General features: G+C 51.1%; 11 protein-coding genes. 5 read left to right on the top strand and 6 right to left on the bottom strand.

All coding sequences use genetic code 11. The features are described 5' to 3' along the window. The 5 genes from AC0YNS_RS15420 to AC0YNS_RS15400 all read right to left on the bottom strand — a co-directional run. Positions 1 to 945 (bottom strand): chitobiase/beta-hexosaminidase C-terminal domain-containing protein (locus tag AC0YNS_RS15420; protein WP_475781858.1); only part of this gene is annotated, 945 nt, incomplete at its 3' end. Positions 946 to 1,232: 287 nt separating this feature from the next. Next, a complete protein-coding gene (locus tag AC0YNS_RS15415; RefSeq protein WP_475781857.1) occupies positions 1,233 to 1,625 on the bottom strand; it encodes a VOC family protein in 393 nt (130 codons plus the stop codon). A 25-nt stretch (positions 1,626 to 1,650) separates the two neighbouring features. Then, the gene (locus tag AC0YNS_RS15410) at positions 1,651 to 2,511 is read right to left on the bottom strand and encodes a phosphotransferase (protein ID WP_475781856.1); all 861 of its coding nucleotides are present in this window, start codon (positions 2,509 to 2,511) and stop codon (positions 1,651 to 1,653) included. A 51-nt stretch (positions 2,512 to 2,562) separates the two neighbouring features. Next, complete coding sequence (locus AC0YNS_RS15405) at positions 2,563 to 4,173, bottom strand: gamma-glutamyltransferase family protein (protein WP_475781855.1); 1,611 nt, start codon at positions 4,171 to 4,173, stop codon at positions 2,563 to 2,565. Positions 4,174 to 4,185: 12 nt separating this feature from the next. Then, on the bottom strand, positions 4,186 to 4,752 hold the full coding sequence (locus AC0YNS_RS15400) for a DUF1697 domain-containing protein (protein ID WP_475781854.1): 567 nt from the start codon (positions 4,750 to 4,752) through the stop codon (positions 4,186 to 4,188). Between the two features lie 155 nt (positions 4,753 to 4,907). Between AC0YNS_RS15400 and AC0YNS_RS15395 the strand changes: the two genes are divergently transcribed. Next, positions 4,908 to 5,693, top strand: coding sequence for an IucA/IucC family C-terminal-domain containing protein (locus tag AC0YNS_RS15395; protein ID WP_475781853.1), 786 nt, complete (start codon positions 4,908 to 4,910; stop codon positions 5,691 to 5,693). A 68-nt stretch (positions 5,694 to 5,761) separates the two neighbouring features. Here the strand turns inward: AC0YNS_RS15395 and AC0YNS_RS15390 are convergent, their stop codons facing one another. Beyond that, positions 5,762 to 6,568 (bottom strand): ABC transporter ATP-binding protein, encoded by an 807-nt coding sequence (locus AC0YNS_RS15390; RefSeq protein WP_475781852.1) that lies wholly within the window; start codon positions 6,566 to 6,568, stop codon positions 5,762 to 5,764. A gap of 169 nt (positions 6,569 to 6,737) precedes the next feature. Here AC0YNS_RS15390 and AC0YNS_RS15385 point away from each other — a divergent pair, with 169 nt between their 5' ends. The 4 genes from AC0YNS_RS15385 to AC0YNS_RS15370 all read left to right on the top strand — a co-directional run bounded on the left by AC0YNS_RS15385 (position 6,738) and on the right by AC0YNS_RS15370 (position 11,045). Continuing rightward, entirely contained in the window at positions 6,738 to 7,517 is a 780-nt protein-coding gene (locus AC0YNS_RS15385) for a hypothetical protein (RefSeq protein WP_475781851.1), read from the top strand. A 118-nt stretch (positions 7,518 to 7,635) separates the two neighbouring features. Further along, positions 7,636 to 8,910 carry a stalk domain-containing protein gene (locus AC0YNS_RS15380; RefSeq protein ID WP_475781850.1) on the top strand — a complete coding sequence of 425 codons (1,275 nt, stop codon included), beginning with the start codon at positions 7,636 to 7,638 and terminating at the stop codon, positions 8,908 to 8,910. Positions 8,911 to 8,994: 84 nt separating this feature from the next. Further along, positions 8,995 to 10,008 (top strand): FecCD family ABC transporter permease, encoded by a 1,014-nt coding sequence (locus AC0YNS_RS15375; RefSeq protein WP_475781849.1) that lies wholly within the window; start codon positions 8,995 to 8,997, stop codon positions 10,006 to 10,008. After that, positions 10,005 to 11,045 (top strand): FecCD family ABC transporter permease, encoded by a 1,041-nt coding sequence (locus AC0YNS_RS15370; RefSeq protein ID WP_475781848.1) that lies wholly within the window; start codon positions 10,005 to 10,007, stop codon positions 11,043 to 11,045. The genes AC0YNS_RS15375 and AC0YNS_RS15370 overlap by 4 nt, the downstream gene beginning before the upstream one ends. Positions 11,046 to 11,109: the final 64 nt, after the last annotated feature.

The raw sequence follows: 11,109 nt of genomic DNA, 5'->3' as shown, positions 1-11,109 counted from the left end.
TGATGTTGACGTCGTAATCGTCACTGACTGCGTGGAGGTGTAAGAGCCGCCGGCCGGGGAGAAAGTTGGTGTTGCCACAGTTGCCGGAGGTGTAATCGTGTAGGTTGCACTCGCTACAGCCGAGTTCGTCATGCCCGACTTGATCGCAATTGCTTTGATCGTCTGCGTTGAGGCTACGTTAATGGCTGCGCTGTACAGCGTCGAGCTTGCTGTCGGCGTACTGCCGTCTGTCGTATAGCGTATGGATGCGCCTGATGTTGTCGTGGTTAGCGTTACTGACTGTGCGGATGTGTAGGAGCCGCCTGCTGGAGCGAAGGTTGGCGTTGCTGCCGTTGCCGGAGCACCGCTGTCTGCCCAGACCTCAAGTTCTCCGATGCTTATGTAGTGGGCTAGTCCGCCGGTCGTGCCATAAATCCGAATACCGTCGGCTACGACATTATTCAACGTAAACGTGTACGTCTCATAAGATTGACCGAAAGCAGACTGGGAGTTGGAATTCGGATATGAAGGGCTGATCGTCGACACGGCATCGACCCAGCTTCCGCTTTGCCTGACTTGAATTTTCAATGTGCCGTTCGCATACCAGCCACCGTTTGAATTGTGCAGCCCTTCTTGAAACACCACCTGCGTGAAGGTCTGGTTCGAGCTGAAGGTGTAGCCGTAATACTGGTCGCTCGTGCCACAGCAGCTGAACGTATCATATTGCTTGGATGCATCGCCGCTTCCTACAGCCGGCTTAACGCCATCACGGATTACATTGATGTCATGATTACCTCCACCGGAGGGATTCGTAACACTGGCGATTACAGTTCCTAAGCTGGCAACATTCGATGCAGCCGCATAAGCTTTATTCGGACTTCCGATAACTATAAGGCCTAGAAGTAAGGAGATGCACATCATCACGGATAACACCGGTCTAACTACGGTTTGAGTGGACACAGACATTATTATTCCTCCCTTATGGTACTACAGCTTCAATACTTGAAAGCGGTTACCATTTCGGTTGCATGACATTACATGGACATCCTCCTCTCTAAATGTGAGCTGCATGTGGAGACATGCACACTATGTCTAATCGTAGATGAATTCCCTAAATATGTATTGTGAAAATCTTAATCTCTTACCCTGAAAAAAATAGCTATTCTGGTTTCGACAGACGAGCAACAAAAAACGCCCGGGTCACATCACCCAAGCGTTCCAGATAAACCGAGCTATTGAACATGTCTGCTACACTATAGCCGCTTCCCAATCTCCCAGTGGTGGCCAAACGGATCAATCAGCCGTCCGATTCGCCAGCCGTGGCCTTCAGTGACAGGCACGACTACCTCCGCACCGGCCGTGACGGCTTGCTCGAACAGTGAATCCGGGTCGGCTACAGTCAGAATCATCCGAACAGAACCTGGCACATCCGGTTTCGGACTTGACTCCGGGTCCTCTTGAATCCAGAAACCTGCACCTTGAACCGACAGTTCCGCGAGAACCGGCTTTCCCGCTTCTTCTTCCAGTCTATAGAGCTCAACTGCCCCGAAAGCAGCTGTATAGAATTTTAAAGCTTCAACTGCGCTGCGAACTGAAATCCATGGAGCGATTGATGTTGCTGTAGTTTGCGACCGGACCTGCGACATCCGATTCCCCCCCTTATTGACAATCCTATTCCCGTACAAGTGCTTTCCAGTAATTCCATGCTTCCATATACGCCGGCAGATCGTGTGGATGGTGAAGCAAGCAGACGCCGATGCGATAATAAAGCCCCGCCACTACCTCCCAAACTAGCTCCTCACGATCCATCTGCTCATGGGCAAGAAGCTCAAATGCCGGAAGCAGCGTATCCATCGTCAGGTCATCCGGCGACGAAACGAATGCGAAGATGAAATCATACAGCAGCGGTCCGGCCATCGGGGTCGGATCGATAATCCCCACCAGCTGCTCGTCACGGAACACGAAGTTATGTACGCCGCAATCGCCGTGAAGCCAATAAAGAGGGCGTCCTTCCCTACGCACGAGCAGCTTCCTCGCAATCGCAAGCACCAGCTCATAGTCGGCAGCCGGCAGCAGACTTCCAATCTCGTTTTTTGCAAAATCTAAACCATCAAGCGTGTGATCATCCCGCACGAGAGACGAGTCCGACTGCTCCACTTTCAAGTAATGATTCAACAAGTCTACCGTCAACTGAGGCAGCCATTCTTTCTTCAAACCACGCTCATCACCTGTAGTTCCGGGAATGAACGCATACACGATGAAGGAGTGATCCGGCGCCGAATAATGCACACTCGGCAATAGCGGACTACCCGCGTAATCATTAAGAAATTGCGCCACAACAGTCAAATACTCCGCTTCTTCCAGCTTCAGTACATAACGCGGCGCCTCGTCCACCATTAAGATATAAACGCGCCCTTCTGTCGTGCCATTCATCTGATGCATAAGCTTCGAATCCGGATGAATGATGTGTTTAACCGCAAGCTTGGTGATGATTTCACTGATATCCGCACCAGCAGTTTGTTCTGCTTCCACCTTGTTTACGCTCTCCATTCCTTTATCAAATTCCAACCACCGCGTCAAACGCTACCACGAAGCAATACAGCCGTCTGTTCTCGGTTCCGTTCCACCGATCAAGACACCATTCGCATCCCGCCAAATAATCTGTCCGCAGCCAAACGCTTTACGATCTCGCAGCACTTGAATGTCATGACCTTTACGCTTAAGCTCCTCTACGACCTCCGCACTAAACTCACCTTCAACGGCTACATGTTTGCCTTCCATCCATTGCCACCTAGGCGCATCGAGCGCAGCTTGCGGATTCTGATGATGATCCAATAAATGAGAGATCACCTGCAGATGACCCTGCGGCTGCATGAAAGCACCCATCACGCCGAATGGTCCGATCGGCTCACCGTTCTTCGTAAGAAAACCCGGAATAATCGTATGATAAGGCCGTTTGCCCGGCTCCAGTACATTCGCATGTGCAGGATCAAGGGAGAAGGATGCACCTCTGTTCTGCAGGCTGATCCCGGTTCCCGGTACCACGATTCCCGAGCCGAACCCCATATAATTGCTTTGGATAAAAGAAACCATGTTCCCTTCTCCGTCGGCAGTAGCCAAATAAACCGTTCCGCCTTTAGGCAATTGTCCAGGTTCAGGCATCAATGCCTGTTCACCGATCAAACCGCTGCGAAGCGCAGCATAGGAAGGCGACAGCAGCTGCTCGACACTGGCTTTCATTCGGTTTGGATCCGTAATATAATGCTTCCCATCGGCAAAAGCGAGCTTCAGTGCTTCAATCTGGACATGAAACCTGCTCGCGCTCTCCTGACCGGCGAGATCCCGTCCATTCAACATATTCAAGGCCATTAAGGCCACTAGTCCTTGCCCGTTTGGCGGCAGCTCCCATACATCATAGCCTCGATATGGCACAGAAATCGGGTCCACCCATTCCGGCTGAAATGAGGCAAGATCCGTGCTGCGAAGCAGCCCCCCGCTTTCTCTCGCATACCGATCAATCAACTCTGCCAACTCGCCTCGATAGAACGATTCGCTGCTAGATTCTGCAATCAGCCGAAGTGTCCGAGCATGATCCGGTGACCGCCACATTTCGCCTGCCTTCGGTGCTCGTCCGTCCGGAGCGAAGACGCGAAACCACTCTTCGAATGCCGGATCATTCCCGCTTCTCTGCGAATACACCTCATAAGCACGCTGCCATTTCAAAGCGAGCTCCGGCGAAACCGGATAGCCGCCATCGGCGTAATCAATCGCGGATTCCAGCAGCTTCGCGAATGGCAAAGCGCCGAATCGAGCAGATAAACCTGCCCACGCTCCCGGAGCACCGGGAACGGTCACCGGAAGCCATCCGCTTGATGGCATATCCGTTTCAAAACCGCGCTGGCGAACCGCTTCCGGCGTCAATAGCTCAGGCGCTCCACCGCTCGCATTCAATCCATACATTTGTCCTTTGTACCATACGATTGCGAACGAATCGCTACCAATGCCATTGCCTGTCGGCTCCACCACGGTAAGACATGCTGCCGCTGCAATCGCCGCATCAATGGCATTGCCGCCTTGCTGCAGCACACGAAGTCCCGCTTGAGATGCGAGCGGCTGCGAGGTAGCGACCATTCCTTTCCTCGCAACGACTGCCGTTCTTCTGGATGGATACGCATACTCGGATAGATTAAACATGATCGGCCTCCCTTAGTTGGCATTACCCATTTCCTGCGACATCGCGATAAGCTTCGTCAATGTATTCCAATTCCGAACGGTTACCGGTGCATTCAGCTTGTCCACTTGGACGGAAAGCTTGGAATCCCGCACACTTTGGCGAAATAATAGATAGACATCCCGGCCCGCAATAACATAGCGATCTTCTTTAAAATCATAGCTCTCCAGCTTCTCTATTTTATCGGACTGCGGCGCATCGAGCATCATCGCAATATAGAGGCATTCTCCTTCAAAAGAAGCTTCGGCTGCCGCAACTTCTGCATCCGAGAATGGCCGATTGGCAGCCATTGCCGCTAGCTCATCTGCTGTGCGAATAATGACGCGAATGGACAAACCAAACCTGTTCGCAATCAGTGCCTCGATTTGCCCACGCAATGTCGGTTCATCCTCATCCGACTCAAACAAAATATTGCCGCTCTGAATATACGTTTGAACTCGCGATAAACCCAGTGTTTCCAGCGCTTCTCGCAGCTCTGCCATCTTAATCTTGTTCTTCCCGCCGACGTTGATACCGCGCAACAAAGCAATTTGAATCGCCATCTACGCTTACACCACTTCCTGAAGAATCTATTTTTCAATAGTCTACCATATCCGTGCATCTGGGGCGTATAGGTCAGGAGGAATTCATTGACAAATGTAATTGAGAACAATTATCATGATCGTAGTTTTAAAACCAAAGGTCAGGAGAATTGCCCATGCTTCCATTGGATCCAACCGTTATCTTAAACCGACATAAGTTTAATTTCGGCGCGCCATCCGTCGAAACGAACGTATATTCATTCGAAGGTGATGACCCTGCTGCACGGATTAAAGAGCTGGTTGATCGATTCGGCTCGCAAATTAACGCTCCCGACAGCAAGACAGTCGGCATGTTGTTTTGGAAACGATATTGTGCTTTATTCGCCGGAGCGGTCTATACGTGGCTGCATCAGCGTTTTCCGCTTGATCTCTCCTTCCAGAATGTTCGTTTCGTACAGAGTGGCGCTAACGTCAAATTCTATTTGCTCAGCGATGCGCCTGTTACAGCTATCACGCTGCTGCAGAGCGAAGCCGAACAAGACGAAGCCTATCTGCGTCATCTCTTCCAAGACCATGCCTCGCAAGTGATTGCTGCTGTCGTCAGTCATACCGGTGTTCCCGTCGCCGGAATGTGGCATACGATTGCCTATTTGCTCGCCCATTGGAAGCAGACTTGGCTGCGCGAATCGCCTTCTGAGGCGTTTACTTCACACATCGAGCAATGGTTCGAATATGCGACAAGAAAGCTGGAGCCGGCTTGGCTGCCCGGTCGCGCCGTCAATCCCATGTCCTGCACCTTTAGGGCCGTTGAAGATCCGCTGCATGAGGGCCGCAGCATATTGGTGCGCAGAGCCTGCTGCATGAATTACAGACTTCCCGGGGATGACGATCCATACTGCTATACTTGCCCGCTTATCACCGACGAACTGCGCATCAAGAAATTTCTGGAATCTCATGCCTAACTAACCGCCCTACTAGCTTCCCTATAGTCATAAATAAAAGCGGCTTGCTCAACGCAACCCGCTTTTATTTATGCGAACGATAACGATAACGATCTGCCTTTTCCATGCGGAATACACATCGGTGTGCCAAATAACGGATCGGGAATAATGTCTGCTTTCATGTTGAAAACCGCATCAATCATGCCGGAGGTGACAACCTCCTCGGGAGGTCCCTCTGCATAAACACGATGGTTCTGGATGGCCACAATATGATGCGCGTACCGGCAAGCCAGATTAATATCATGCAGCACCATCACGATCGTACGGTTCTCCTTCGCATTCAGCTCAAACAGTAAATCAAGCACTTCGATTTGATGCGTTAAATCCAAATAGGTGGTCGGTTCATCTAGCAGAATGATATCCGTACCCTGTGCCAGAATCATCGCAATCCATGCACGCTGCCGCTGTCCCCCCGACAAGGAGTCGACTGTCCGCTCAGCTAAATCCGTCAACCCCGTCGTCTGCAACGCTAACGTGACATGACGTTCATCCTCCTTCGACCATTGCTGGAGCCAGCTCTGATAAGGATAACGCCCTTGCTTGACGAGCTGCAGCACGGTCAACCCTTCCGGTGCCGTCGGTCCCTGTGGAAGAAGCGCCATCCTCTTGGCAACTTCCTTCGTAGGCAGCGAAGCGATATTAACCCCTTCAAGCAGCACATTGCCCTGTTCAGGCTTTAGTAAACGCGCCATCGTGCGGAGCAGCGTTGACTTCCCGCAGCCGTTGCTGCCGATTAGCGCTGTGACTTTACCTTTCTCGATAGCGACATTTAAATCCTTAAATATAAATTGGCTACCGTATGCTACCGATAGCCGGTCGGTTTGCAGGGCATTCACGCGGCGCTCAACTCCTTCTTTTACCATCGATTGTATGAGGATTCGAACATTGTTGTCAATGAAAACGAAAATCATTATCACAAAAGTATTGAAAATGATTCTCATCTGAACTAGAATAACTTAGTATTGTTCCGCAATTCCATATTCTCACTCCTAAGGAGGTATCAGGATGAAACGTTATTTCGTAATCGCCATTGCGGCGGCCGCATTAATGACCGCAGGCTGCAATAATACTCCTGGCGCAGAACGCTCGCTTACAGGCGAACAGAACGATAACGGCAAAGCAGTATCGCAAGAAGCAGCACTTCTGGATGCACAGGAAGCTCAGGCAAATGCATCAGAACCGGAGAATACCGAGGTTGAAACGCCTGCCAAGGACACCGTCACAGAAGAAGCAGTCGCAGCAGATCCCTCTGCCGCAGCAGAAGAAGATACGGCTGCAAACAAATCGTCAGAAGTGAAGAGTGAATCTACCAAGTCGGAAGTGAAACCGGCAGAAGAGAAGCCTGCACCTCCCAAGAAAGCAACAAAGACAGAACAGAAAGTAAAGGAAGCTACGAAGAGTAACCTCGATGCTAACAAAGCCGTTACGGATTCCATTATGGATAACGCTGCGGATCAGAAGGCGGCAGATAAGCAAGTGTCCGAAGCGTTCAAGAGCTCCATCGAACTAATCAGATCTCAGATCAAAGACCTGAAGCAGCATGCAGAGAACAACGACGCCGAGCAGATCAAGACAGTCTCCGATCAAATTATTGCCAGCTGGGACGCGATGAAAGCAGATGTCAAAGCAGCGGTTCCCGATATGGTTAAATTTCTGGATGAGAAAGTCGTCAAGCTGACCGAGCTGAATGGCGCCGAAACAATCGACCAGACTGCTATTCTGCAAATCGACTATGAGCTGTATCAAGGATTCCGTCAGCTTGCAGATAAAGCAGGCGTGAAATAAACATAGCTCCTTCCTCATGGGAAATATTGTATTGACAGCGAAAGCCAACTTATACTATTATTCAATTTGACAATGATAATCATTATCAATATAAATCGAAAGGTTGTGCACTTCCCCCATGTTTAAACCCGTATTTCGTACGTTGGCCTTATCGCTTACTTTCATTCTTGCAATCGTCTCCGTACCATTCACAGCGGCGGCCGCAGAAACGCCGATTAGTGTCGTCCTTGACGGCAGCAAGCTTTCCTTCGACGTACCACCGCAAGTCATCAGCGGCTCAACTATGATTCCCTATCGTCTATTGTCCGAGAAGCTGAATGCCAAGATCGGCTTTGAACAAGCTTCTAAGAAACTAAGCGTTACTCGCGGCACAACGACCGTACAATTGACGATTGGCAGCAATCAAGCGACAATCAACGGCAAATCGGTCACACTCGATGCGAAAGCCGTTGAGAAGAACGGCCGTACACTTGTCCCTCTTCGCTTCCTTGGCGAAGCATTCGGCTTATGGGTCAATTGGAACAGCAGCTCCAAGACAGTCAACCTGGACAGCAAACGCACCATCACGCATGCTATGGGCAAAACAACATTGAATGCTGTGCCCAAACGTATTGCTGTTTTGTTTAACGGCGGGGTCGACGTATCCCTCACACTCGGTGTGAAACCGGTAGGTGCAGTTGAATCTTGGGTACAGACGCCTTGGTACCACTACCTCCGCGCGGATATGGCCGGCGTTACAAACCTCGGCAGCGAGCTGCAGCCGAATATGGAAGCCATCGTTGCTCTGAAACCGGACCTCATTATCGGATCGAAAACACGCCACGAGAAAATTTACGATCAGCTCTCTGCTATCGCTCCGACGATCTTCGTTGAAGAAGTTTTCGGCTGGAAAGCGAACATGCAGATGGCTGCACTGGCTTCGAACAAAGAAGACAAAGCCGCAGCATTCATGGCGGACTGGAACAAACGCGTTGCTGACTTTAAATCCAAACTCGGCAGCCGTGCGAACACGCAAGTATCGATCATTCGTTTCCAAGACGATAACACGGCTCGTTTCTATGTCACCGGATTTGCCGGCAATATTCTCGAGGAAGTTGGCTTGCAGCGCCCTAAAGCTCAGAAGGTCGATGGCAAGGTGCTTGTGAACCTAACCTCGCAAGAGCAAATTCCACTCATGGATGGAGACGTTATCTTCGATATCACATCAAGCTACGGTGAAGGCGAAGAGTTCAAGTCCCAACAAGAATGGCAGAAGAACCCGCTGTGGAAGAATTTGAAGGCGGTTAAGAACAACAAGTACTATAAAGTCAACGACATCACATGGAACATGTCCGGCGGTGCAACTGCTGCGAAAATGATGCTTGACGACCTCTACTTCTACTTCGATCTATAAGAGACTGTATCTACAATAAGTACGTCTGAGAGAATGGGCCGACCGGCTCATTCTTTCGTGCGTCAGGGGACTGGAGCGACGAGCATGGAAAGGTTGTTTGCCGGAATTCCGGCTAAGATTACAGGTCTGCTACTTGGATTCATTATTATGATCCTCTTTATTATTGCAAGCATGGTATTCGGCGCAACGCCAATTTCGCTTTCGGATGTCTATCATTCCTTCACTCATTACGACGAAGCATCGAACGAACAAATTATCGTACAAACATCGCGTGCGCCGAGAGCTTTCGTGGCAGCCGCTATCGGAGCGAGCCTAGCCGTTGCCGGGTCGTTGATTCAAGGGTTAACCCGTAATCCGCTGGCTGATCCGAATGTGCTTGGCATTAATTTTGGCGCATCGTTTGCCGTCGTGTTTACCGTAACCATGTTATCGATCAGCTCACTGCCTGTGCTTACCGGCGTTTCTTTTTTAGGTGCCGCAGTCGCTGCTCTGGCTGTTTACTTCTTAGGGTCAATCGGACGCGACGGTCTGACGCCGCTCAAAATCATTCTTGCCGGTGCAGCACTCAGCGCACTATTCTCTTCCTTCACGCAAGGCATGCTTGTCCTTGATGAGCAAAGCTTAAACGAAGTAATGTTCTGGTTAACCGGCTCTGTTGCCGGCCGTTCCCTGGATATGCTGCAGGCCGTGCTGCCCTTCATGGCGGCAGGCTGGGTTGCGGCATTATGGATTGCGCGACATATGAACGTGCTGACCATGGGTGAAGATACCGCGCAAGGACTTGGTCAGCGGACGATATTCATTAAGCTGATCGCAGGAATCATTATCATGGCACTCGCAGGCAGCTCTGTCGCTGTAGCCGGCCCCGTCGGGTTTATCGGACTCATCATTCCTACGATTGCGCGCCTATTTGCCGGAAACGATTATCGCTGGATTATCCCTTACAGCGCATTGCTTGGCGGGATTCTGGTACTTGCAGCTGACATCGGCGCGAGATTCGTCGTAAGACCCGAAGAGCTTCCGGTTGGCGTCATGACCGCCGTCATTGGCATTCCTGCGTTCATCGTGATCGCCAGAAAGGGGATCGTTAAGTCATGAGAAACTTCACCTATATCCGGTTCAATAAGGCTCCGGTATCCTTTTTCCTACATAAGAAAACGGTCAAACTCACGACCTTGCTGCTGCTCGCAAGCATTGTCTCCTTACTGGTCAGCACGGCGCTTGGCGACATGCGCATCTCTCCAATGAACGTGATCCGTACGTTGGTCGGCGGAGGAACGGAGGAGTATAAACTCATTATCCATACCCTTCGGCTGCCTCGCATTATCGCTGCGTTCCTGGTAGGCGCTTCGCTTGCCGTCGCCGGTGCCATCTTACAAGGGATCATCCGGAATCCGCTTGCCTCCCCGGACATCATCGGCATTACGAGCGGAGCTTCTGTTGCAGCAGTCGCGTTTATCAGTTATCTATCGGGTACGCTCAGCATTGCGTGGCTGCCGGTTGCGGCTATGGTTGGCGCAGGCATTACCTCTATCCTGATCTACACGCTCGCTTGGAAGAAAGGCGTGACGCCAATTCGCCTCGTGCTTATCGGGATCGGCATCAATTTCCTGCTTGCCTCGGTTACCAAAGTCATGCTCGTCATGAATCCCATCTATACCGCTTCGCAAGCCTATGTCTGGCTAACAGGTACCGTTTACGGCACCGATTGGAAAATGGTATGGACCATCGTGCCATGGGTCAGCGTCTTTATCCCCCTTTCCTTCCTGTTCGCACGGAACGTCAATGTGCTGCAGCTTGGCGATGATATTGCCAAGGGGGTAGGCAGCACCGTGCAGCGTCAACGTTTCGTGCTGCTTATGATCAGCGTCGCGTTAGCCGGCGCCGCCGTTTCGGTCGGCGGAGCTATCTCTTTCGTCGGTTTGATCGCGCCGCATATGACTCGTAAACTAGTAGGTCCTGCCTTCGGCGGGGTGTTGCCGATTGCAGCATTGATTGGCGGACTCATGGTAGTCATAGCCGATACAGTGGCTCGAACTGCCTTCTTGCCTTATGACATTCCGGTCGGCGTCTTTACAGCTGGCATCGGAGCACCATTCTTCATCTTCTTGCTCTATCGCAATCGAAACGCGTAGGGAGTCTAAAAGCAACGATTGCAGGAATCGTCCCACCCACGAAAAAGACGTGCCCCAACCAGGC

The sequence above is a fragment of the Paenibacillus sp. J22FR21 genome (assembly GCF_056269135.1).
This window is presented reverse-complemented; position numbering and strand designations above follow the sequence as displayed.

Coding starts and splice junctions, on each gene's coding strand:
- AC0YNS_RS15415 (WP_475781857.1), bottom strand. CDS start 1,625: ATGTCGCAGGTCCGGTCGCAAACTACAGCAACATCAATCGCTCCATGG.
- AC0YNS_RS15405 (WP_475781855.1), bottom strand. CDS start 4,173: ATGTTTAATCTATCCGAGTATGCGTATCCATCCAGAAGAACGGCAGTC.
- AC0YNS_RS15400 (WP_475781854.1), bottom strand. CDS start 4,752: ATGGCGATTCAAATTGCTTTGTTGCGCGGTATCAACGTCGGCGGGAAG.
- AC0YNS_RS15395 (WP_475781853.1), top strand. CDS start 4,908: ATGCTTCCATTGGATCCAACCGTTATCTTAAACCGACATAAGTTTAAT.
- AC0YNS_RS15385 (WP_475781851.1), top strand. CDS start 6,738: ATGAAACGTTATTTCGTAATCGCCATTGCGGCGGCCGCATTAATGACC.
- AC0YNS_RS15380 (WP_475781850.1), top strand. CDS start 7,636: ATGTTTAAACCCGTATTTCGTACGTTGGCCTTATCGCTTACTTTCATT.
- AC0YNS_RS15375 (WP_475781849.1), top strand. CDS start 8,995: ATGGAAAGGTTGTTTGCCGGAATTCCGGCTAAGATTACAGGTCTGCTA.
- AC0YNS_RS15370 (WP_475781848.1), top strand. CDS start 10,005: ATGAGAAACTTCACCTATATCCGGTTCAATAAGGCTCCGGTATCCTTT.